16 protein-coding genes and 4 pseudogenes are annotated in these 21,671 nt (G+C 74.2%); 14 read left to right on the forward strand and 6 right to left on the reverse strand.

The window, feature by feature from the left end:
• Window positions 1-102: 102 nt before the first annotated feature.
• From scpB to KGS77_RS29440, 4 genes are all read left to right on the forward strand, one after another.
• On the forward strand, window positions 103-756 hold the full coding sequence (gene scpB / locus KGS77_RS29425) for an SMC-Scp complex subunit ScpB (protein ID WP_242587771.1): 654 nt from the start codon (window positions 103-105) through the stop codon (window positions 754-756).
• A complete protein-coding gene (locus tag KGS77_RS29430; RefSeq protein WP_242586159.1) occupies window positions 756-1,964 on the forward strand; it encodes a pseudouridine synthase in 1,209 nt (402 codons plus the stop codon). Before scpB ends, KGS77_RS29430 begins: the two co-directional genes overlap by 1 nt.
• 108 nt (window positions 1,965-2,072) lie before the next feature.
• Window positions 2,073-3,110 carry an ADP-ribosylglycohydrolase family protein gene (locus tag KGS77_RS29435; protein ID WP_242586160.1) on the forward strand — a complete coding sequence of 346 codons (1,038 nt, stop codon included), beginning with the start codon at window positions 2,073-2,075 and terminating at the stop codon, window positions 3,108-3,110.
• Between the two features lie 97 nt (window positions 3,111-3,207).
• Window positions 3,208-3,984: a nucleotidyltransferase domain-containing protein gene (locus KGS77_RS29440; RefSeq protein WP_242587772.1), complete on the forward strand. Its 777-nt coding sequence runs from the start codon at window positions 3,208-3,210 to the stop codon at window positions 3,982-3,984.
• A 151-nt stretch (window positions 3,985-4,135) separates the two neighbouring features.
• On the opposite strand, the pseudogene KGS77_RS29445 reads toward KGS77_RS29440, so the two are convergent.
• Window positions 4,136-4,911: pseudogene (locus tag KGS77_RS29445) on the reverse strand (nucleotidyltransferase domain-containing protein).
• A 148-nt stretch (window positions 4,912-5,059) separates the two neighbouring features.
• Here KGS77_RS29445 and KGS77_RS29450 point away from each other — a divergent pair.
• From KGS77_RS29450 to der, 5 genes and pseudogenes are all read left to right on the forward strand, one after another.
• A complete protein-coding gene (locus KGS77_RS29450) occupies window positions 5,060-5,500 on the forward strand; it encodes a YidB family protein (protein WP_242586161.1) in 441 nt (146 codons plus the stop codon).
• 274 nt (window positions 5,501-5,774) lie between these two features.
• Window positions 5,775-6,859, forward strand: a pseudogene (locus KGS77_RS29455) (prephenate dehydrogenase).
• Window positions 6,860-7,090: 231 nt separating this feature from the next.
• Window positions 7,091-7,840 (forward strand): (d)CMP kinase, encoded by a 750-nt coding sequence (gene cmk, locus KGS77_RS29460; RefSeq protein ID WP_242586162.1) that lies wholly within the window; start codon window positions 7,091-7,093, stop codon window positions 7,838-7,840.
• A gap of 14 nt (window positions 7,841-7,854) precedes the next feature.
• Window positions 7,855-8,493, forward strand: coding sequence for a lysophospholipid acyltransferase family protein (locus KGS77_RS29465; RefSeq protein WP_242587773.1), 639 nt, complete (start codon window positions 7,855-7,857; stop codon window positions 8,491-8,493).
• A gap of 66 nt (window positions 8,494-8,559) precedes the next feature.
• A complete protein-coding gene (der, locus tag KGS77_RS29470; RefSeq protein ID WP_242586163.1) occupies window positions 8,560-10,026 on the forward strand; it encodes a ribosome biogenesis GTPase Der in 1,467 nt (488 codons plus the stop codon).
• 131 nt (window positions 10,027-10,157) lie between these two features.
• On the opposite strand, the gene KGS77_RS29475 is transcribed toward der, so the two are convergent.
• Both KGS77_RS29475 and KGS77_RS29480 read right to left on the reverse strand, forming a co-directional pair.
• Window positions 10,158-10,472 (reverse strand): hypothetical protein, encoded by a 315-nt coding sequence (locus KGS77_RS29475; protein WP_347404545.1) that lies wholly within the window; start codon window positions 10,470-10,472, stop codon window positions 10,158-10,160.
• 392 nt (window positions 10,473-10,864) lie between these two features.
• Window positions 10,865-11,680: a hypothetical protein gene (locus tag KGS77_RS29480; protein ID WP_242586165.1), complete on the reverse strand. Its 816-nt coding sequence runs from the start codon at window positions 11,678-11,680 to the stop codon at window positions 10,865-10,867.
• A gap of 573 nt (window positions 11,681-12,253) precedes the next feature.
• Here KGS77_RS29480 and KGS77_RS29485 point away from each other — a divergent pair.
• Entirely contained in the window at window positions 12,254-12,967 is a 714-nt protein-coding gene (locus KGS77_RS29485) for a transglycosylase family protein (protein ID WP_347404546.1), read from the forward strand.
• A gap of 330 nt (window positions 12,968-13,297) precedes the next feature.
• A pseudogene (locus tag KGS77_RS29490) lies at window positions 13,298-13,558 on the forward strand (transglycosylase family protein); the annotation flags it as partial.
• 91 nt (window positions 13,559-13,649) lie between these two features.
• Here KGS77_RS29490 and KGS77_RS29495 read toward each other — a convergent pair.
• The 3 genes and pseudogenes from KGS77_RS29495 to KGS77_RS29505 form a co-directional block, all read right to left on the reverse strand.
• Window positions 13,650-14,402, reverse strand: coding sequence for an ATP-binding cassette domain-containing protein (locus KGS77_RS29495; protein WP_242586167.1), 753 nt, complete (start codon window positions 14,400-14,402; stop codon window positions 13,650-13,652).
• 127 nt (window positions 14,403-14,529) lie between these two features.
• Window positions 14,530-17,454 (reverse strand): annotated as a pseudogene (locus tag KGS77_RS29500) (ATP-binding cassette domain-containing protein).
• Window positions 17,455-17,456: 2 nt separating this feature from the next.
• Window positions 17,457-18,062 (reverse strand): hypothetical protein, encoded by a 606-nt coding sequence (locus KGS77_RS29505; protein WP_242586168.1) that lies wholly within the window; start codon window positions 18,060-18,062, stop codon window positions 17,457-17,459.
• Between the two features lie 122 nt (window positions 18,063-18,184).
• Between KGS77_RS29505 and KGS77_RS29510 the strand changes: the two genes are divergently transcribed.
• From KGS77_RS29510 to KGS77_RS29520, 3 genes are all read left to right on the forward strand, one after another.
• Entirely contained in the window at window positions 18,185-18,769 is a 585-nt protein-coding gene (locus KGS77_RS29510; protein WP_242586169.1) for a hypothetical protein, read from the forward strand.
• Window positions 18,770-18,830: 61 nt separating this feature from the next.
• Complete coding sequence (locus tag KGS77_RS29515) at window positions 18,831-20,156, forward strand: ABC transporter substrate-binding protein (protein WP_242586170.1); 1,326 nt, start codon at window positions 18,831-18,833, stop codon at window positions 20,154-20,156.
• Window positions 20,157-20,537: 381 nt separating this feature from the next.
• Window positions 20,538-21,575 carry a hypothetical protein gene (locus tag KGS77_RS29520; protein WP_242586171.1) on the forward strand — a complete coding sequence of 346 codons (1,038 nt, stop codon included), beginning with the start codon at window positions 20,538-20,540 and terminating at the stop codon, window positions 21,573-21,575.
• Window positions 21,576-21,671 lie beyond the last annotated feature (96 nt).

Genomic DNA, 21,671 nt, shown 5'->3' on the forward strand with positions numbered 1-21,671 from the left:
GCGGAAACGGAGACGGAACCGGCGGCCGGACCGGCGGCCGGAGCGCAGACAGGCGTACCCGGGGGCACCCCTGAAGCCGTACCCGGGACCGCCCCCGAGGCCGTGGCCCACAACGCCCCGGCGGACCCCGAGGCGCCGCCCGCCGGTGCCCTCGCCGTCGCCGGGCTGCCCCTCAAGCCCGCGCTGGAAGCCGTCCTGATGGTGATCGACCAGCCCGCCACCGAAGAACACCTGGCCAAGGTGTTGCAGCGCCCGCGCCGTCAGGTCGCGCTCGCCCTGCGCGAGCTCTCGCAGGAGTACACGCGCCAGGGCCGCGGTTTCGACCTGCGGCTGGTGGCCGGCGGCTGGCGCTTCTACACCCGCCCCGAGTACGCGGACGCCGTGGAGGGCTTCGTCCTGGACGGCCAGCAGGCACGGCTGACACAGGCCGCATTGGAGACTCTGGCCGTGGTCGCGTACCGTCAGCCGGTCAGCCGTTCCCGGGTCTCGGCCGTTCGCGGCGTGAACTGTGACGGTGTGATGCGCACACTCCTCCAGCGCGGCCTGGTGGAGGAGGCGGGGACGGAACCTGAAACAGGTGCGATCCTGTACAGGACGACGAATTACTTTCTGGAGCGGATGGGCCTGCGCGGCCTGGACGAGCTCCCGGAGCTGGCACCGTTCCTTCCGGAAGCGGACGCGGTCGAGGGCGACTCCCCGGAAGGTATCCCGTCGTTCGACGTAGACGACAGCGGCGACTCTCAGACGGATCATTGATGCGAAGCAGCGGCAGGAACAGCGGGAACCGGAACAACGCGGGCGCGGGCGGCCCCCGTCAGCGGCCGGGCGCGGGCGGGCGCGAGGACAGGCAGAAGCGCGCGGGCCGTCCCCGTCCCGAGGAGCGCCGCTACGACGTGGGCGGCGCCGGCTCTCCGGGCGGCTCGGGCCGGCCCTCGGGCGCGGGCAAGTCCTCGGGCGCGGGCCGGTCCGCCGGCGCGGGCCGGTCCTCGGACCGTAATGACCGCCCCGACCGTCCCGAGGAGCGCAGGGGCCGCGGCGCGGCGGCCCGCGGCGGCGCCAAGGGCGGCCCGAAGACCGGGCAGAAGTCCGCCGGGAAGCCGGGCGCCGGCGGCCGGGGCGGCGCCTCGCGCGGCCGTGGCCAGGCCCCCGCGCGCCCCCGCGAGTACGACGCGCAGGTGGAGGAGCGCAACCGCGCGCGCTACGACAAGCCGCAGATCAAGACGCCCAAGACCTTCGGCGAGCAGGAAGGCGAGCGGCTCCAGAAGGTGCTGGCCCGCGCGGGCATGGGCTCCCGCCGCGCGTGCGAGGAGCTGATCGACCAGGCGCGCGTGGAGGTCAACGGCCGGATCGTGACCGAGCAGGGCCTGCGGGTCGACCCGGAGAAGGACGAGATCAAGGTCGACGGCCTGACCGTGGCCACCCAGTCCTACCTGTTCTTCGCGCTGAACAAGCCGGCCGGTGTGGTCTCCACCATGGAGGACCCCGACGGCCGCCAGTGCCTGGGCGACTACGTGACCAACCGCGAGACCCGGCTCTTCCACGTCGGCCGCCTGGACACGGAGACCGAGGGCATCATCCTGCTCACCAACCACGGTGAGCTGGCGCACCGGCTGACCCATCCGCGCTACGGCGTCCAGAAGACCTACCTGGCCGCCATCCAGGGGCCGCTCCCGCGCGACCTGGGCAAGCAGCTCAAGAGCGGTATCCAGTTGGAGGACGGGTACGCCCGCGCCGACCACTTCCGGGTCGTGGAGAACACCGGCAAGAACTACCTCGTCGAGGTGTCCCTCCACGAGGGCCGCAAGCACATCGTGCGCCGGATGCTCGCCGAGGCGGGCTTCCCGGTCGACAAGCTGGTGCGTACCAGCTTCGGGCCGATCGCGCTGGGCGACCAGAAGTCGGGCTGGCTGCGCCGGCTGACCAACACCGAGGTCGGCATGCTGATGCGCGAGGTCGATCTGTAGGACGGTCGATCTGTAGGACGGCGGCTGCGGGCCTGCCGCGGGAAGCCGGTTGCGACGCCGGAACACCACCCCTTATTGTCACCATGACGATTAAGGGGTGGTTTTTTCATGAGGTCCGCCGCGACCGGATCGCTCATAGGGCTCGCGCTCGGTGACGCCCTCGGCTTTCCCACCGAGTTCAACGACGTGCCCTCGATCCTGGCCAAGTGCGGCCCGTGGCGGGGGATGGAACTGCCCACACCGGCCTTCGTCACCGACGACACCCAGATGACCCTCGCGCTGGGCCGCGGGCTGCGTACGGCGATGAGCCAGGGTGGCCCGCTGACGTCCGCACGGCTGCTGGGGCCCGTACGGGAGGAGTTCGTCCGGTGGTGGCGCTCGCCCGACAACGACCGGGCACCCGGCACCACCTGCCTGGACGCCTGCCGCCTGCTCAGTGACCCCCGGACGCCGTGGGTCCGCGCCAGCCGCACCGGCTCCAAGGGGTGCGGCGCCAACATGCGGGTGGCGCCCGTCGGGCTCGCGCCGGGCCTGACCGCGCGGCAGCGCTCGGGCGCCGCCCAGCTCCAGTCCGCGCTGACCCACGGGCACCCGACCGCGCTGGCCGCCAGTGACCTGACGGCCCACGCCGTGTACGTGCTCGCGCAGGGCGCCCGGCCGGCCGAGCTGCCCGGGCTGCTGCGCTCCTACGCACAGGAGAACCGCACCCGCTATCTGGAGGAGTGGCTCGGTGACCTGTGGCGGCACGCCCAGGGCCCGGGGCCGTGGGACCAGGCGCCGCAGGACGGCTCCCCGGAGGGCTTCATCGCGCGCGGCTGGGACGAGTGCCTGGCCGCCCTGGACAAGCTGGAGGCGGCGCTGCGCGCACCGGACCCGGAGGCGGACCCGTGCCTGGCCACCGGCGCCGGCTGGATCGCCGAGGAGGCGCTCGCCACCGGCCTGCTGTGCTTCCTGCTCTTCCCCGACGAGCCGGTGACGGCGCTGCGCCGGGCCGCCTGCTCCTCCGGGGACTCCGACTCCCTCGCCTGCCTGGCCGGGGCCTTCGCGGGCGCCCACCTGGGAGCCGGGGTGTGGCCCGAGGAATGGTCCGGGCGCATCGAGTACCGGGATGAGCTGCTGGCGCTGGGGGAGGCGTGGGATGTCTGAGACCACCGGATCGACGGTCCTCGCGCCCGGGACCGCCGGCGTGACGGCCACGGCACCGGGGACCGCCCGCCCGGCGGTCGCGGCGCCGCCCGTGGCCATGGACGAGCGGGCGCTGCGCGCGGCCGGGCTGCCCGCCACCGACCTCGCCCCGGTGATCGCCGGCGAGAACGACCCGCTGGTCTTCGCCACGGTCTCCGGAGCCCATCTGTACGGGTTCCCCTCCCGCGACTCGGACGTGGACCTGCGCGGCGCGCACCTGCTGCCCGTACGGGAACTGGTCGGGCTGCGCGAGCCGGAGGAGACCCGGTCGCGGATGTGGGACCGGGACGGCGTCGAGATGGACCTCGTCTCGCACGACCTGCGGAAGTTCGCCCGGCTGATGCTGCGCCGCAACGGCTACGTACTGGAGCAGCTCCTCTCCCCGCTGGTCGTGCACACCACGCCCGTCCACCAGGAGCTGGCGGCGCTCGCGCCGGACGTTCTGACCCGTTTTCACGCCCACCACTACCGGGGTTTCGCGCGGACGCAGTGGCGGCTGTTCGAGAAGACCGGCGAGCTCAAGCCGCTGCTCTACACGCTGCGGGTGCTGCTGACCGGCATCCACCTGATGGGCAGCGGCGAGGTGGTGGCGCATCTGCCGACCCTGACCGAGGAACTGGACGCGCCCGCGTACGTGCCGGAGCTGATCGAGGCCAAGGCGCGGGCCGAGCACGGGCCCGCCGGGGAGGTGGTGGCCGCCGGGCGGCTGCACGCCGACGTCCGGGCGCTGCACACGCGGCTGGACGAGGCCGAGGCCGCCTCCCGCCTGCCCGACGCCCCCAGCGCCTATGACGCGCTGGCGGACCTGGTCGTACGGGCCAGGGTCGGCGCCTGAGCCGTACGGCCTGACCGCCGGCCGTCGTCTCGCCCTGGGGCTCGCCCCAGCCGTTTCGCCCGGTCGTGTGCGTGAAGCGGCCCAGGAACGCGCCCCGGGAGCGGCGCATGCGGCAGTGCGGAACGGCGGCCCGGGCCCGGATGCCGGGGCCTTACGAACCGGAGCCGGTACCGGACGCCGGAACAGGCTCGGGGACGGGCGTGGGAACGGGCCCCGGGACGGGCGCGGCGGCGGTGGCCAGGGCCGAGGCCCGGCGGGTGCGGTGGAGGAACGCCTCGACCCGGGGCCGGTCCGGCTCCGCCGGCAGCGGGGAACGCCGCTCGGCCGCCGCGGCTTCTTCGTTCAGGACCCGCGCCCGGCGTTCGACCTCGCTCCAGGGCACCTCGCCGTGCCGTACGGCCAGCAGTTCCGCGCGGGCGTCCCCGACGTCCAGGGTGAGCGTGCCGGTGCGCAGCAGGTCGCGGCAGGCCGTCAGCAGCCGCAGCGAGTGCATGGCGTGCTTCCAGCGCGGCGCGCCGTGCCGCTGTACGTCCGCCGCCATCCTCTTGAACTGGCCGGCGGCGTAGCGGGCGAAGGTGCGGTGGACCTGGCGGGAGAGGAACGCCCCGCGCAGGTCGAGCAGTTCGCGGCCGGTGGCGTCCAGGCGCTCGACGAGCGGGGAGTACAGGCACTCCAGGATGTTGGGGTTCGCGGCCAGCGCCAGTTCGCAGAAGCGCTCCAGCTCCCAGGAGAACTCCTCCGGGCGCGGCCCGTCCACGTGGGTGGGCGGCTTCTCCAGGCGCCAGAAGAGCGGGATGGGCGCGAGGTAGACCCGCGGCGGTCGGTGTCGCTGTGCTCGGTGGCCAGGCCGAAGGCGCGGGAGCCCATCACGCACCCGTAGACGGTGTGGTCGGTGACCAGGGCGTGGCCTGCGGCGGGATCGGACATGAGGGGCATTGTGGCTGGTGAGGGCGTTGCGCGCCACCGGGTTTCAGGTGGCGAAAATGCCCGGAATGGGTACGTTTGACGGAGGCATTTCGTCGACTCGTTCGTCACGTACGCCGGAAGAAAACGCACTCTGCGGGAAGGGACGGACATGACGGGAACACCTGACCCCGGAAGCCTCCTCATCGGCCGCCTCGGCGGCGGCCGGGGCGGTTGTGGCGGCGATCTCTTCGGGTCGTTGATGGGCGCGCTGGCGGGCGAAGCGGCCGGCCCCGGAGGGCCCGGTGGCCACGGAGGTGTGCTCCCGTCCGTCCTGGCCACGCTGCTCCAGGGCGACCTCGGCCCGCAGGCCCACTCCTGGGTCGGTCCGGGCGCCAACGAGCCGGTGACCGGCGAGCAGGTCGCCGGTGCGCTCCCGTACGACGTGCTGCGCAAGGTCGCGCGGGAGCACGGGCTGGGCCTGCGGGAGACGGCGGACCGGCTCGCGCGGATCCTGCCCCAGGCCGTGGACCGGCTCACCCCCGACGGCCGGATACCGCAGGCCGCCCCGCCCGCGGACCTGATGCCGCTCCGGCAGGACGCCGTGCGCTGACGTCCGTGCCGCGGGCACTTCGCCCCAAGGGGGCGGGGCCGGTCCCGTACCGGTGCGCGGCCGGTCCCGTACCGGTGCGCGGCCGGTCCCGTACCGGCCCTGAGCCCTGTGTGCGGCCGGTGCCGTAGCGGCCCTGGCCGCTGTGCGTGCCGGCCCGTCCGCCGGGCGCGGCCCGCCGCTTCCGGGTCGGGTACCGGCCGGTGATTGCCCTAGGCTTGCCGGACGAGCCGGTGATCAGCCGGTACACAGCGGCACGGCGGAAGGACGGCGCACAGTGAGGACCGCGATCGTCATCGGTTCGGGACTGATCGGCACCTCGGTGGCGCTGGCGCTGAGCGCGCGCGGCGTCCGGGTGCACCTGGAGGACCACGACCCCGCGCAGGCCCGTACGGCCGCCGCCCTCGGCGCGGGCACCACCGACCCGCCGGACGGCCCGGTCGACCTGGCGATCGTCGCCGTACCGCCCGCCCATGTCGCACCGTCCCTCGCCGGCGCGATGGACCGCGGCGCCGCCCGCGCGTACATCGACGTGGCGAGCGTCAAGGGCGGCCCGCGCCGCGAGCTGGAGGCCATGGGCTGCGACCTGACGGCCTACCTCGGGACACACCCGATGGCGGGCAAGGAGCGCTCCGGGCCGCTGGCCGCCACCGCGGACCTCTTCGAGGGCCGGCCGTGGGTGCTGACCCCCGCCCCGAACGGTGACACGGAGGTGCTGAACCTGGCGCTGGAGCTGGTCGCGCTGTGCCGCGCGGTGCCGGTGGTCATGGACGCCGACGCCCACGACCGGGCCGTGGCGCTGGTCTCGCACACCCCGCAGCTCGTCTCCAGCCTGGTCGCCGCCCGCCTCCAGGGCGCGGACGAGACGGCCGTACGGCTGTGCGGACAGGGCATCCGGGACGTGACGCGGATCGCCGCCTCCGACCCCCGGATGTGGATAGATATCCTCTCCGCCAACCCGGGCCCGGTCGCCGACGTCCTGACCGAGGTCGCGGCGGACCTGGAGGAGACCGTACGGGCACTGCGCGCCCTGGAGTCCGCGGACGAGGACAAGCGCGGGGCGGCGCCGGCGGCATCGAGGACGTCCTGCGGCGCGGCAACGCCGGGCGGGAGAGGGTGCCGGGCAAGCACGGGGCGGCGCCGACCGCCTACGAGCTGGTGTCGGTGCACATCGGGGACCAGCCGGGCGAGCTGGCCCGGATCTTCTCCGACGCCGGCCGGGCCGGGATAAACATCGAGGACGTACGGATCGAGCACGCCACCGGGCAGCAGGCGGGCTTCATCCAGCTCATGGTCGAACCGCAGGCGGTGCCGGCCCTCACCTCCGAGCTGCGGGAGCGGGGCTGGTCCATCCGGCAGTGACGGGCGGCGGCGGGTACGCGCGCTCGGCGTCCATGACGCGAGTGGGGCAGGCGAGACGGAGGGTATGGGCGATACCGGCGGTGGCAGCGGTACGGACGGTGCCCGGGGGACGGGGGCGGCGGCCCGGCCGGACGGGCTGTACGGGGCGGCGCTGCCAGCCAGTAACCTTGTCCGGGGCCGACTCGTGACGGCCGCCGAACCGCCCCGCGCTCAAGCGAACGCTCAAGGAAGGTGCTCGACACCGTGGAAACCGCCGCCCGGACCGCCCCGGCCGCAGTGATCGTCGCCATCGACGGCCCCGCAGGCACGGGCAAGTCCAGCACGTCCAAGGCCGTGGCCGCCAAGCTCGGACTGGGGTACCTGGACACCGGCGCCCAGTACCGCGCGATCACCTGGTGGATGCTCGCCAACGGCATCGACGTACGGGACGCGGCGGCGGTGGCGGACGCCGCGGACAAGCCCACGATCGTCTCGGGCACCGACCCGGCCGCGCCCACCATCACCGTGGACGGCGTGGACGCCGCCGGCCCGATCCGTACGCAGGAGGTCACCGCCGCGGTCAGCGCCGTCAGCGCGGTCCCCGAGGTGCGCACCCGCATCACCGGCCTCCAGCGCGCCATCGCCGCCGGGGCGCCGCACGGCATCGTCGTGGAGGGCCGGGACATCGGCAGCACCGTCCTGCCCGACGCCGACCTGAAGATCTTCCTCACCGCCTCGCCGGAGGCCCGCGCGGCCCGCCGCAGCGGCGAGCTCAAGGGCAAGGACGCCACCGACCTGGCGGCCACCCGCGAGGCGCTGATCAAGCGGGACGCGGCGGACTCCTCCCGCAAGACTTCGCCGCTGGCCAAGGCGGAGGACGCGGTCGAGGTGGACACCACCGAGCTGACGCTGGAGCAGGTCGTGGAGTGCGTGGTCACCCTCACCGAGGCGGCGATGTCGGCCAAGACCGACCGGGCGGCGCGGGCGCGGGCCCAGGCGTGACCGCGACCGGCGGCATGCCGAGCCGGGCCGGTGCGGCGGTCGGACGCCGTATCGGCATCGGCCTGATGTACGGCCTGTGGAAGCCGCGGGTGCTCGGCGCCTGGCGGGTGCCCTCCGCCGGACCGGTGATCCTCGCGGTCAACCACTCGCACGGCATCGACGGCCCGATGCTGATGGGCACCGCACCCCGGCCGGTGCACTTCCTGATCAAGAAGGAAGCGTTCGCCGGCCCGCTGGACCCCTTCCTGCGCGGCATCGGGCAGGTGAAGGTGGACCGCAGCACCGCCGACCGCAAGGCGGTCACCGACGCGCTCGGTGTGCTGCGCCAGGGCGGTGTGCTGGGGATCTTCCCGGAAGGCACGCGGGGCGAGGGCGACTTCACCTCGCTGCGCGCCGGGCTCGCCTACTTCGCCGTACGGTCCGGGGCGCCGGTCGTGCCGGTCGCCGTACTGGGCAGTACAGAGCGCCGGAGCCGGGTGGTGGCGGCCGTGCCGCCGCTGCGCAGCCGGGTCGACATCGTCTTCGGCGAGCCGTTCGCGGCCGGCAACGGCGACGGACGGCGTACGCGCAGGGCGCTGGACGAGGCGACCACGCGCATCCAGGGGCGGCTGACCGCCCACCTGGCGGAGGCCAGGCGCCTGACCGGGCGCTGAAGGACACTTGAGTAGTGGGCCGCGTACGTGCGGCCCATCGATGACGAAGAAACAGGAACGGACTTCATGAACGACCAGATCCCCACCGGCGACGAGCACGGTGCGCTTGGCGACGCCGAGTACACGGAGTTCATGGAGCTCGCCGCTCAGGAGGGCTTCGACCTGGAGGAGGTCGAGGGCGACATCGCCGCGGCCGGCCACGGTCCGCTGCCCGTCCTCGCCGTCGTCGGCCGCCCCAATGTCGGCAAGTCGACACTGGTGAACCGCATCATCGGCCGCCGCGAGGCCGTCGTCGAGGACAGGCCCGGCGTCACCCGCGACCGCGTCACCTATGAGGCCGACTGGAACGGCCGCCGCTTCAAGGTGGTGGACACCGGCGGCTGGGAGCAGGACGTCCTGGGCATCGACGCCTCCGTCGCCATGCAGGCCGAATTCGCGATCGACGCCGCCGACGCGGTGATCTTCGTCGTGGACGCCAAGGTCGGCGCGACCGACACCGACGAGGCCGTCGTCAAGCTGCTGCGCCGCTCGGGCAAGCCGGTCGTGCTGGTCGCCAACAAGGTCGACGGCCCCTCCGGCGAGGCCGACGCCGCCATGCTGTGGTCGCTGGGCCTGGGCGAGCCGTACCCGGTCTCCGCCCTGCACGGCCGCGGTACGGGCGACATGCTCGACGCCGCCCTGGACGCGCTGCCCGAGGCCCCCGCGCAGACCTTCGGCGCGCCCGTCGGCGGCCCGCGCCGGGTGGCGCTCATCGGCCGCCCGAACGTGGGCAAGTCCTCCCTGCTGAACAAGGTCGCCCGCGAGGAGCGGGTGGTCGTCAACGAACTGGCCGGCACCACCCGCGACCCGGTCGACGAGCTGGTCGAACTGGGCGGCAAGACCTGGAAGTTCGTGGACACCGCGGGCATCCGCCGCCGGGTGCACCTCCAGGAGGGCGCGGATTACTACGCCTCGCTGCGCACCGCCGCGGCCGTGGAGAAGGCCGAGGTCGCGGTCGTCCTGATCGACGCCAGTGAGTCCATCAGCGTCCAGGACCAGCGCATCATCACGATGGCCGTCGAGGCGGGCCGCGCGCTGGTCATCGCGTACAACAAGTGGGACACCCTGGACGAGGAGCGCCGCTTCTACCTGGAGCGGGAGATCGAACGCGACCTGGTGCAGGTCCCGTGGGCGATGCGGGTCAACGTCTCGGCGCGGACCGGCCGCCACATGGAGAAGCTGGTGCCGGCGATCGAGACGGCGCTGGCGGGCTGGGAGACCCGCGTCCCCACCGGGCGCCTGAACGCCTTCCTCGGCGAGATCGTCGCCGCCCACCCCCACCCGATCCGCGGCGGCAAGCAGCCCCGCATCCTCTTCGGAACCCAGGCGGGCACCAAGCCGCCGCGCTTCGTCCTGTTCGCCTCCGGCTTCCTGGAGGCGGGCTACCGGCGCTTCGTCGAGCGCCGGCTGCGCGAGGAGTTCGGCTTCGAGGGCACGCCGATCCACATCTCGGTACGGGTCCGGGAGAAGCGCGGGACCACCAAGAAGAAGTGACGGAGCGCAACTGAGGGACCGCGGCAGGTAGCGGTCCCTCAGTGCCGGACGGCCGTACGGGTGCGCCCCGTGCGGCCGTCGGCGTATGACACAGGCGGCCGGCGCTGGCGCCCGGACAGGAGCCGGTACGGTCAGCGGCCGTGGGGCCGCAGGCCGTGCGGGGCCGGGGGGAGCGCGGCCGGCACGTACGTCCTGGCGTGCTGCGGCTGGTAGGTCTGGTAGGGCTGGCGCGCCACCACCTCCCAGTTGCCCGTGGAGGTGGTGGTACGGCCCCAGATCCTGCGCATCGCCTCCGCACTGAATTCCTCCTCGCCCGTCCGGTCCCCGGGCAGCGCCCTGAAAGAGCGGCGGTACTCGGCGTACAGCGCGTCGTAGATGGGCGTCGCCGAGGCGCGGGGCGCGGCATGCGCCGGCGTCGGGCCGGTCGCGTCATAAGCCGGTCGCATGCCGGGGATGGCGTGGGAGTACGGGAGGCGGGAGGACGGGTCGTATGAGTGCACGTATGCGCCAACGACCCGGAGGGCTTCGGGATGCGGTCTCTGCGCCGATTGGGCGGATCGCGGGGTATACGTCCGCTGTGTCCCGTGGGTGGACGGCATGAGCGCATGTCCTCCGGTCATCGGCGTGCTGACGGGTCGGCTGCCTGGCGTATGTCCGGGCGGATACGGCTGCCGCTCGGCCCGATCCGGACGGGCGGCGCGATGCCGGGGCGGTGTCGGGAGCGGCGCCAGGAGTGGTGCCGGGTGCCGGACATCCCCATGGCCGGACGACCGGATGACTGGGAACACGTACGTGGCCGGGCGGCCGGCGCCCGGCCACGTACGGGATGCGCCGCGGCTCAGGTACCGGTGAGCGGCATCATGGCGGCGACCAGCGTCCCTTGAGCGGCGGCCTTCTCCAGCGCCACGCGCATCAGGTCCTCGCGCGGCTGGTGGCCGACGGCGCCCGCGGGCGCCGCGTACACGAGTACGGAGCGCGTGCGGTGCGCGGCGGTGCGCCAGCCCTCGGTGACGGCCAGCGGCTGGTGGGCCTGCCACCAGGCGGTCTGCTGGGCGCTGTCGTCGCTCGGCTGGAGGACGGCGTGCAGCCGGCCCATGGCCACCAGCACCGACCAGCCCGGATTGGCGTCGGGCAGCTTGGTCATGTCCACCACCGGCGCGAAGCCCTGTTCGGTCAGCAGTGTGAGGAACTCGTCCACCTGGCTGTCCGAACCGGGGCGGACGATGGGGCCGCTCGGCTCCACCACCAGGGCGGGGTGCAGATCGTCCTCGACCAGCACCAGGCCGCAGGTGACGCCGAGGGTCGCCTGCCGTGGGTCGGCCTGTCCCCCTTCGCCGAAGGGCGCGGCCGGGAGCGGGTCGGGGGCCGGCCCGCCGTCCTCGCCGGTGATGGAGCGCACGGCTCCCTGGAGCTGTTCCTCGGAGACCGGGACGACCTGGGAGGGGATGCACGTGGCGTGCGCGAACGCGAGCACCGCGGTCTCCTCGCCCACGAACAGGACGGTGCTGGTGCGCTCCTGGTCGCTGTCGCCGGGGGTGCGGCAGGAGGTGCAGTCGTAGTTGCCGGGGGCGTTAGCACCGGCCAGCAGGCGGTCGGCTTCTTCGTCGCCGATCTCGGCGCGAACGTCGTCGCTGACGTCGAGCATGCGCGGCACGGAAGGCTCCTCGTTCTCTGCGCGGGCGCCGGGTGGTCCCCGGCTCGTAACGAAGACAACGGGCGATCTGTGGCAGGAGTCACGCGCGTACGGACACGGGATCGCACCAATCGGAGCACAGGGTGAGGCGGCGGCCGGAACCGCTCACTCCTTGTCAACTCGTGGATGAGGCAAGCAAGTTGAGTGAGTGAGGTGGGTCACAGATCGCAATGATGATGGACCGACAAAATGTGAAATCGGTGAATCAAGTGGGTGACCGGAAATGGCCGCTACCGAAGGTAACGTTCAACTGGCCTGGAGTGTCATCGGATTGGTTGATACCGGGAGGGCGGCTCCCTACATTCTCCGACCGTGTGCATCGAGCACCGCCCGGGGAAGTCCGCCGCTTCGATCGCATTCCAGTACGGGCAAGACCGGGTACGGGTGAAAGCGGGCGACGGCCCAAGAGGCCGGGTGCCGCCCCGTCACCCGCGGCGGGCGGGCCGGCGCGAACCGCGGACGCAAGAGGCGGCCGTACTCCGCCGGCAGGGGGAAACCCCCGGGTCCGTCGAGAGGGATTCCATGCCTTTTCCGATGGGCGTCATACGTCGTGACATCGCAGCGCTGGCAGCGGCGGCCCTGGCGGCACCGCTCGCGCTGCTGACCGCCGGCACCGGTACGGCACAGGCGGCGGACAGCGGAGTATGGGACCGCATCGCCCGCTGTGAGAGCGGCGGGAACTGGCACATCAACACCGGCAACGGCTACTACGGCGGCCTCCAGTTCAGCGCCGGGACCTGGCGGGCGCACGGCGGTACGGCCTACGCGCCGACCGCGGACCGGGCCAGCCGCGCCCAGCAGAAAGCCGTCGCGGCGCGGGTGCAGGCCGCGCAGGGATGGGGCGCCTGGCCGGTCTGCTCGGCCCGGGCCGGTGCGTACGGGAGCGCCCCCGCCGCACCCAAGGCGCACAAGAGCGGGCCCCGGCACGCGTACAAGGGCAAGCACGGGTCCTCGTACGGCACCTCGCACACGGCCCGCAAGGCGCAGAAGTCCCACAAGGCACAGCCCAAGCACCGCAAGACTTATAAGGCCGAGGTCCGCTCCGCGCCACAACGGGCCACCGGTCACCCCGACCGCGCACGCTCCCACCGCGGCCCCGCGGCCGGCTACACGGTGCGCCCCGGTGACACCCTCAGCCGGATCGCCGCGGCCCACGGCATCGGCTGGCGCGACCTCTACGAGGCCAACCGCGCCGTTGTCGGGGGTGACCCGCATCTGATCGTCCCGGGGCAGCGGCTCGCCCTCTGAGGTGCGGGCAAGGGAAAAGCGATGCGAAAAACAACGTGAACAGGTGATCGAGGCGTCTCGCGCGGCCGTTCCGCCGGCCGTGTGGGACGCCGCTTTGTCCGGGCGTGTCGGGACGCTCTGCATAAACGTTCCTGCGTAACGTCACGCCATGGCACACCACAGCACGGCGCCGCTCCCACCAGGCGCCGGAACCCCACGGCGGAGCGTCGGAACCTCACGACGGATCGCCGGAACCACACCGTGGATCGCCGCGGCCGTGATGGCCCTGGCCCTGTGGGCACCCGGTGACGCCCGGGCCACCGAGGCCCGAAGGACCTGCGCCAGGAAAAGTGCGCCGACGACATATGGCCATGGGGCTGCATCGCCGAGTGCGAGAGCGGCGGGAACTGGAGCGCCAACACGGGCAACGGCTACTACGGCGGACTCCAGTTCCGGCAGTCGACCTGGGAGGAGTACGGCGGTCTCGCCTACGCCCCACGCGCCGACCTCGCCACCCGCGAGCAACAGATCCTGGTCGCCGAACGGGTGCGGGAGAGCCAGGGCTGGAACGCCTGGCCCGAGTGCGCCAAACGGTACGGGCTCCTCGGCCAGACCGGTGCCGCGCACCCGGGGCAGGAGCAGCAGGCCCAGCAGACACGGCAGGCCCAGCGGGCGTAGCGGGCCCGGGCTCCTGGCGCGGGCATCATCCGGTTTCCGGCTCCGGGACCTCGGCGGGCTCGCCGGCGAAGGCCAGGGTGCCGCGCCGCAGTTCGTACACGAACGTGGCGGCGCGGCGCAGGGCGGGGGAGAGGGCCTGCTCGGCGACGACGACCGTACGGCCGGTACGGATGCCCGCCGGAACTTCGGTGACGCCCCCGGTGCCCGCGTCCGCCGTCGCCGCCTGGGCACCGCCGTCCCCGGCCGCGCCCGTGACGGCGCCCAGCAGCAGGTGCGTACGGGCCGCAACGGCTGGTGACATGCCCTGCGTCGGCTCGTCCAGGAGCAGCAGCCGGGCGGACGTCAGGAGCGCGCGGGCCACGGCGAGCATCCGCTGCTCACCGCCGGACAGCGTGCTGCCGCGGTGGCCGAGCAGGGCCCGCAGCGGCGGATAGGCCGCCAGCGCGGGACCGTAGGCGCCGCCGGGCGCGCAGAGCGCGAGCTGGTCGGCGACGGTCAGCGAGCCGAAGACCGCCGCGCGGTTGGGGACCAGGGCCAGGCCGCGCAGGGCGCGGGCATGGGCCGGGACCCCGGTGACGTCCCTGCCGCGCCACATGACGCGCCCGGAACCGAGCGGGACGGTACCGGCCAGCGCGCGCAGGACGGTGGTGCGGCCGGAGCCGTTGCGGCCCAGCAGGACGGACAGCTCGCCGGCGGCGAACGGCAGGTCGACGCCGTGCAGGGCCTCCAGGGGCCCGTACCGGACGCGGGCGGCACGCAGTTCGATCTCGACACTCATACGCTCACCCCGCCGCCCTGCCGCGTCCCGTCGTCCTGCCGCGCTCCGCCGGCCCCGCGCGCCCTGCTGGCGCCGTGCGCCGCGCCGCTCCCGTGCGCCGCGCCGTCCTCCCGTGCGCCCCGGCCGCTCATGCGCCCAGCTCCGCCAGGACCCGGGCGGCGGGACCGTGGGCGACGATCCGGCCGGAGTCCATCGCGTAGACCGTGTCGGCCAGCCCGGCGACCAGATCGAGGTCGTGCTCGACGATCAGCAGGGCGGTGCCGTCCGCCGCCAGCGCGCCGAGCAGTGTGGCCAGGGCGGCGACCTCGGCGCCGTCCAGTCCGGCGGTCGGCTCGTCCAGCAGCAGCGTGCGCGGCAGACCGGCGAGCGCGCGGGCCAGCTCGACGCGGCGCAGGGTTCCGGTCCCCAGCCCGGTGGCGGGGCGGACCGCAGCGGCCCGTCCAGGGAGAGCAGCCGCAGCGCCCGGTCGGTGGCTGCCCCGGGATGCCGTACGCCGCTCTGCTCGGCCCCGACCCGTACGTTGTCCGCCACACTCATCCCCTCGAACACGGCAGGCTGCTGGAACGTCCGCGCCAGCCCCAGCCGGGCGCGGGCGTGCGCGGAACGGCGGGTGATGTCCGTCCCGCCGAGCAGCACCCGGCCGGCGACGGGGCGCACGGTGCCGCTCAGGCAGTGGAAGAGCGTGCTCTTGCCCGCGCCGTTGGGGCCTATGAGGGCGGTGACCCGCCCCGGTAGGACATCCAGCCCCACGCCGTCCAGCGCCGTGAACCCGTCGTAGACCGCCCGCACCTGACGGGCGGTGAGCCGGCCCGCCGCGTCGCTCCGCGGTGGCGGACCGGCGGACGCCCAGGGCTTCCCCGTGGGGCGTGCGGGGGCCGCCGCCGTCCGGGACGTCCGGGTCGGCGGGCCGGGGCGGGCGGGATGCGGGTTCCGGTGCGGGGCGTACGGGTTCCGGACGTACGGCCGCGAGACGTGCCGATCTCAGACGTACCGATCTCGGACGGACGGATCTCAGGCGCACCGGTCCCGGACGCGCGGATTCCAGGTATACGGATCCCAGGTATACGGACCGCAGGCACACGCATTCCAGGCACACGCATCCCCGGCATACCGACGCGGGAACGGGGGCCGGGTCGGCCGGGGGCGGTGCGAGGCGGGTGCGCAAGCGGGTGCGCACGCGGGCGGCCAGGGGAGTGGGGCGCGGGGCCGGGGCGGACAGGAAACGGCCGGTGGTGGCGCGCAGCGCCTCGTACGGCCCTTGGGGCAGCCGGCCGGAAAGGACGGCCAGCACGCCGACGACCGCGGCGGCGGCGCCGCCCCGCGCGCCGGCGTCCAGCCCCACCAGCAGCACGGCCGCCGCCAGCGCGCCCAGCAGGCTGTCGGCACCCATGACCAGGACGGCCGCGAACCACAGCAGCCCGCGCACCGGGTCGTAGGCCCCCGGGTCGAAGGCCCGCAGTGCCATGCCGAGCATCCCGCCGCCGAGCGCGGCCAGCGCGGCACCGGCCGCGAACGCCTTCAGTTTCAGGGCCGGTACGGCCACGCCGGCCGCCCCCGCACCCGGTTCGTGGTCGCGCATCGCGGCCAGCGCCCGACCCGTACGGCCGCGCCGCAGCGCCGCGACACACAGCAGCGCCAGCCCCAGCAGCACCAGTTCGAGGAGGTAGTAGGCGCGGTCGGCGGCGAAACCGGAGGGGCGGTCCAGGGCCAGGCCGGCGGTGGCGTACGGCTGCGCGAAGACGAAGCGGCTGACCGCGACCCCGATGGCGAGGGTGGCCAGTGCCAGCGCCAGGCCGTGCCGGCGGATGGCGGGCCAGCCGGTGAGCAGCCCGAGCGGGGCGACGAGCGCGGTGGCCAGCAGGAGCGCGGGGATTTCGGGTACGGCGGGCAGGCCCGGGAAGCGGCCCGCCGCCAGCAGCGCGGTGAACAGGGCGCCGAGCCCGGCGTACGCGGCCTGGCCCAGCGAGATCTGGCCGCCGCGGCCGGTGACCACGACCAGCGAGAGCAGGATCACGCCGAGGGCCGGCACCTGCATGGAGGTGTGCAGGTCGCTGCCGGCGAAGCCGAGCGGGAGCAGGAAGAGGATGCCGCACACGACCCATGCCCGGCCGTCGCGGCCGGGCAGCCGGCCCCGGCCCGGCCCGGTGCCGGTGGCCCCGGCGGTTCCGGTGGTCTCCCCGGCCCCGGCGGCGCCGGTGTGGGCGGGCAGGGCCCGCAGGGTGAGCGCGGCGATCAGCAGCGCGACGACGAAGAGGTTGGCGCCGACGGCCTGGAGGAGCGGTTCGAGACTGCCGTGCGGGTGCAGCCGGGTGAGCTGGCTCTGCGCCACCCCGACCGCCAGCGCCACCCCGACCGCGACCGGCAGGCTGCGCAGCCCGGCCGCCACCGCGACCGCCATCACCTCCATGACCAGCAGCGGCAGCCCGTAGGGGTCAAGGCGCAGCAGCGGCGCCAGCAGGACGCCGGTCAGGCCGGCGGTGAAGGAGCCGAAGGCCCAGCCGGCCGCGGCGACCCGGTCGGCGTCGATCCCGCTCAGGACGGCGAGCGGCCGGTTGTCGACGACGGCGCGCAGTTCGCGCCCGAAACGGGTCCAGCGGGTGACCGCCGCGACCCCGGCGGCCAGCACGACGGCCGTACCGAGCTGGACCCAGGGGTCGGCGGGCAGCAGGGCGGGCGCGTCCGCACGGGCCCCGGTCCCCCACAGCAGGCCCGCGCCGCCGATCATCAGGACGAAGACCCCGAGCGAGGCGACGAGGGTGCGGGCCGGGCCGGCCCCGTGCACGGACAGGGGGCGGAAGACGGCGCGGTCCAGGACCACTCCGATCGCGGGGGCGAGGAGGAGCAGGGTGACCGCCGCGGCCAGGGGCAGCGGCCAGTTCCACTCGACGGCCAACTGCCGCAGGGCGTACGCGCAGAGCATGGCGATGGCGCCGTGCGCGAAGTTCAGGACGCCGGTGGCGCGGTAGGTGACGATCAGGCCGATGCCGGTGAGCGCGGCGGCGCTGCCCACGGCCAGGCCCGCCAGGGTGAGGTCGTACGAGAGGGAGGCCACCGTCAGGACTCCGGGGGCCGGGCGGGGCTCTCGCGGTCTTCGCCGGCCGCTGCGGTGGGCGGTTCGCAGATCGGGCACGGCCGTAAGGGCAGGTCGTCACCGCCCAGCAGACCGGCCGCCAGTGGCGTGGCGTCCGGGCGGCCCGCCACCAGCGGGCAGCGCGGGCGGTGGAAGAGCGTGCCGCCGGGCACACCGAACAGCCTCTGGGGGGCCTGGCCGTGGTCGCCGGCAGTGGACCCGTCCTCGTCCGGAACCTGGGAGGCGGCCGGGGCACCCGTGCCGGTGTGCGGCGCGGCGGCGGTCGTCTCCTGCGCGCCCGGCTCCGTCGCGCCCGGCTCTCCTTCGTAGGCGACCAGCAGCCCGTACAGCTCCTCCACACGAGCCGCGGCCAGCCCCTGGTCACCGCGCGCCACCAGCATCGCCCCCGCGACGATCAGTGCCGCGCCCGGGATCGTGCAGGAGGCGAGATAGGGGATCTGGCGCTCGGCGAAGCGCTCGCCGGAGACGCCGTACCAGCCGATCGCACACAGCACGGCCCCGGCCGCCAGCGCCGCCCAGCCGCCCCACTGAACCAGCCGTCCCCCGAACCGTGTTCGCGCCTCGCGCATCGGGCCCCCTCGCGGCATTCGCCGAATAGCTGCACTATGCCCTGTGGAACGGCACCTCAGAAGGCTCGTACGGGACCGACCGGAGACCGATCGAAGACCGACTACGGACGGTGGTGGGGACGATGGCCCAAGGGGCAGGTGTGCGCCGGGCCCCGGCGCTGGCGGCGGCGGTGCTGCTCGTGGTGGCCGGGGCCGCCGGCTGCTCGGACGCCTCCGACGACGGTCAGCCGGCGCCCAGCGGCGTCACCTCGTCGGCGGGCACGCACAGTCCGGGCACGAACGGCAGGGGTACGCCGGGTTCGGGGACGACGACCGGTGCTCCGGGCTCGCCGGGCGGCAGCGCACCGGCCGATCCGGCCGCCGCCCGGCGTCAGATCGAGCAGAACTGGCAGAAGTTCTTCGACCCCAAGCTCTCCAACAGCCAGAAGGCCGCGTACTTGGAGAACGGTGCGGACCTCGCGCCGCTGCTGGCGGCGTTCAACGAGGACCGGCGCGGTCAGCAGGTCGCGGCCAAGGTCACCGGCGTCCGGTTCACCGCCTCGAACGAGGCGGACGTGACGTACACCCTCACCCTCAAGGGCGCCACCGCGCTGCCGGACGCCAAGGGGGTCTCCGTCCTCCAGGACAAGGTGTGGAAGGTGTCGGTCAAGACGCTGTGCGCCCTGGTGGCGATGAGCGGTGACGGCGTCAAGGCCCCGGGCTGCTGACGAGGTGGGCGCCGCCCGGCCAAAGTCCGCCCGGCCAGAGCCCGCGCGCCCCCCGCGTCCGGTGCGTGCCCGCCGGTCCCGCCCGCGGCCGGCCGGCGCGGTGGCCGCGGCGCTGCTGCTCGCGCTGACCGCGGCCTGCGGGAGCAGGCTCCCGGAGAGCGACTTCGAGCACCGCGCCACGGCCCCCGCCGACGGCACGGCGCGTGCGCCCGTCACGGTCGGCATCGTGACGAGCGCCACGAGCCCGGTGGGCGGCGAGACGTTCACCGGGCCGCGCGACGGCGCCCGGGCGTACTTCGCGGAGCTGAACCGCAAGGGCGGCATCGGCGGCCGTCCGGTGGAGGTCGTCACCTGCGACGACGGCGGCAGCGGGGTGGGCAACAACGAGTGCGTGCAAAAGCTGCTGGAGGAGCGGAAGGTCTTCGCCCTCGTGGCGACCACCGCCCTGGACTACGCGGGCGCGCCCCGGGTCAGCGAGGCGGGCGTCCCGGACATCGGCGGCCAGCCGATCGGCGCCGCGTACGACACCTATCCGCATCTGTACGGGATCTACGGCAGCCAGGCGCCGCGCGACGGGAAGGAACCGGGCTGGGGCGGCCGGCTGTACGGCGGCACGGAGGTCTACCGCTACTTCAAGCGCGCCCAGCGGGCCCGTAGCGCCGCGGTCGTCTCCTACAACCAGGCGTCCTCCGCCGCGTATGCGCGGCTGGTCGTGCGCGGCCTGGAGACCGAGGGGTACGACGTGATCACCGAGCAGGTCGACTTCGCGCTGCCCAATTTCCCGGCGGTGGCGGCCGATCTGCGCGATCGCGGCGCCGACCTGGTCTTCGACGCGATGGACACCCACGGCAACGCCCAGTTGTGCGAGGCGATGGACGCGGCGGGTGTGAAACCGACCGCCAAGGTCACCAATGTGCAGAACTGGTCGGACACGGTCGCCAAGGACTACAAGAACGCGCCGGGATGCCGTAACTCTCTCTGGGTGACCGGATCGAGCCGCAACTATGACGACACCGGCCACCCGGCCGTACGCCGGTTCCGGGAGGCGATGGCACGGCACGCCAAGGGCAAGCCGCTGTCCCAGTGGCAACTGGAGGGGTGGGCCGCGGCGATGTGGTTCACCGACGCCGCGCTCTCCTGCGGGCGCGACCTCACCCGCGCGTGTGTGGAGCGGTACGTCGGCCGGGGCCGTCCCTACACCGCCCGTGGCCTGCTGCTCCCGACGTCCTACACCCCCCGGCGCACGCCGCCCCGCACGAGCCGTACGTGTCTGTCGGTGGCACGCTGGCAGGACGCGGCGCGCGGGGGCAAGGGCGGCTGGGTCACCCGGAGTGGCGACATGGACACCAACTGTTTTACCGTGCCCCAGCTCCCGTACCGGCCATGAAGGCGGGGGACGGAGTCGCCGTGAGGGCGGGAAGAGGGTGCGCCCGCCCGCCTCGCCGTGCCTCCTGGAACGGGAGTACGCGTCAAGATCCATAAAAGTTCCCCGTCCTCGACACCGATGCCCTAACTTTTGAGGAACAACTTGGCCATGGGGACCAACCCGGAACCGTCCGCCCGGGTCTGAACGTTCAGAAGTGGGGCGAGCAACCTCGCCCGCGCGGGAAGACCATGGGATCGGACGGATGTACACCTCATTCCTGACTGGCCAGGCCGGCGGTGCCGGGGGGACCGGCATCGGGGGGACGGTCCGGACGGCCTGCGCCCCGGCTCGCGAGGCCGTGGTCACGGGAATGGCGGGAACTGCGGGAGGGGTGCGGACGGCATGAACGCGTCAACATGCCCGTCTCCGGACGGCCCGCCGGAGCTGCGGGCCGACTGCATAGCGGACTCCGCGGGCGGGCTGACCTTCGACGTCACCGCGCCGAGCCGCGAGGCCGACGCGGTCTGGAGCGCGGCGCTGGTGCTGCGGCTGCGCGGCGGCGACGGCGAGGCCGACGAGGTGCGGCTGCCGCTCGGCCCGACCTGCTCCGGGCGGCTGCGCGCCGTCCTGCCCAGCACCGTCGCGCTCGCCGAGGGGCGCTGGAACGCCTACGCGGACCTCGGTGACGGCCAGGAGGCGCGGCCACTGCTGCCGGGCGTCAACGACCTGCGCTCCCTGGTGGACCGCAGGCCGCTGGCCGGCATCGGCCGGCTCGGCGTACGCATCCCGTACGCGACCAGGCACGGCAGTCTGGCGCTGCGGAGCTGGCTGCGCGGGCCGCACGCGGAGGCCGGTGAGCTGAGCCTCTCACCGGAAGGAGTGACGGTGCGCGGCCGGCTGTACGGTGCCGCGCTGGCGCCCGGCGCCATCGCCGAGGCCCGCTCGCGCGGAGCGGTGTCCCCTCTCGGTGGCGGGGACGCGGCCGACGGCATGGACCGGGCCCCTTCCCGCGCCGACACCCCCTCCCGTACGGCGACGGCCCCCGGCGCGGGGACCTCCGGCCCGACGGGCCCCGGCGTCGCGGTCACCACCACCGCCGCACCGGTCATCGCCGCCCCGGCCACCGGAGTGCCGGTCATCACCGTCCCCCTGACGGGCGAAGGCCCCGATTTCACCTTCACCCTGCCCTACGAGCCGCTGGCCGGGCACTGGACGGGCGGCACCGAGCGCTGGGACCTGTGGGTGCGCGCCGCCGAGGACGCCGAGCCGGCCCGGATCGCCCGGCTGCTGGAGGACGCCCCGGACAGGAAGCAGACCGTCACCTATCCGGCGCTGCCCGTCGCCACGCGGACCGCCCGGGTCAGGATCGGCCCGTACTACACGCTCGACAACGACCTGGCGATACGGGTCGCGGGCCGCACCGGCCCGGAGGCGGACTGAGAACCTGATCCGCACGCCCCCTGCGCCCGCCGGAGGCCACCGGCCCCGGCAGCCACGGGCGGCCCGGGGACGAACAGGCGGTACGGCACCGGCATA

The organism is Streptomyces sp. MST-110588, assembly GCF_022695595.1.
In the GTDB taxonomy this organism is placed as follows: Bacteria; Actinomycetota; Actinomycetes; order Streptomycetales; family Streptomycetaceae; genus Streptomyces.

Coding starts and splice junctions, on each gene's coding strand:
- KGS77_RS29430 (WP_242586159.1), top strand. CDS start 756: ATGCGAAGCAGCGGCAGGAACAGCGGGAACCGGAACAACGCGGGCGCG.
- KGS77_RS29435 (WP_242586160.1), top strand. CDS start 2,073: ATGAGGTCCGCCGCGACCGGATCGCTCATAGGGCTCGCGCTCGGTGAC.
- KGS77_RS29440 (WP_242587772.1), top strand. CDS start 3,208: ATGGACGAGCGGGCGCTGCGCGCGGCCGGGCTGCCCGCCACCGACCTC.
- KGS77_RS29450 (WP_242586161.1), top strand. CDS start 5,060: ATGACGGGAACACCTGACCCCGGAAGCCTCCTCATCGGCCGCCTCGGC.
- KGS77_RS29465 (WP_242587773.1), top strand. CDS start 7,855: ATGCCGAGCCGGGCCGGTGCGGCGGTCGGACGCCGTATCGGCATCGGC.
- der (WP_242586163.1), top strand. CDS start 8,560: ATGAACGACCAGATCCCCACCGGCGACGAGCACGGTGCGCTTGGCGAC.
- KGS77_RS29475 (WP_347404545.1), bottom strand. CDS start 10,472: ATGCGACCGGCTTATGACGCGACCGGCCCGACGCCGGCGCATGCCGCG.
- KGS77_RS29485 (WP_347404546.1), top strand. CDS start 12,254: ATGGGCGTCATACGTCGTGACATCGCAGCGCTGGCAGCGGCGGCCCTG.
- KGS77_RS29495 (WP_242586167.1), bottom strand. CDS start 14,402: ATGAGTGTCGAGATCGAACTGCGTGCCGCCCGCGTCCGGTACGGGCCC.
- KGS77_RS29505 (WP_242586168.1), bottom strand. CDS start 18,062: ATGCGCGAGGCGCGAACACGGTTCGGGGGACGGCTGGTTCAGTGGGGC.
- KGS77_RS29510 (WP_242586169.1), top strand. CDS start 18,185: ATGGCCCAAGGGGCAGGTGTGCGCCGGGCCCCGGCGCTGGCGGCGGCG.
- KGS77_RS29520 (WP_242586171.1), top strand. CDS start 20,538: ATGAACGCGTCAACATGCCCGTCTCCGGACGGCCCGCCGGAGCTGCGG.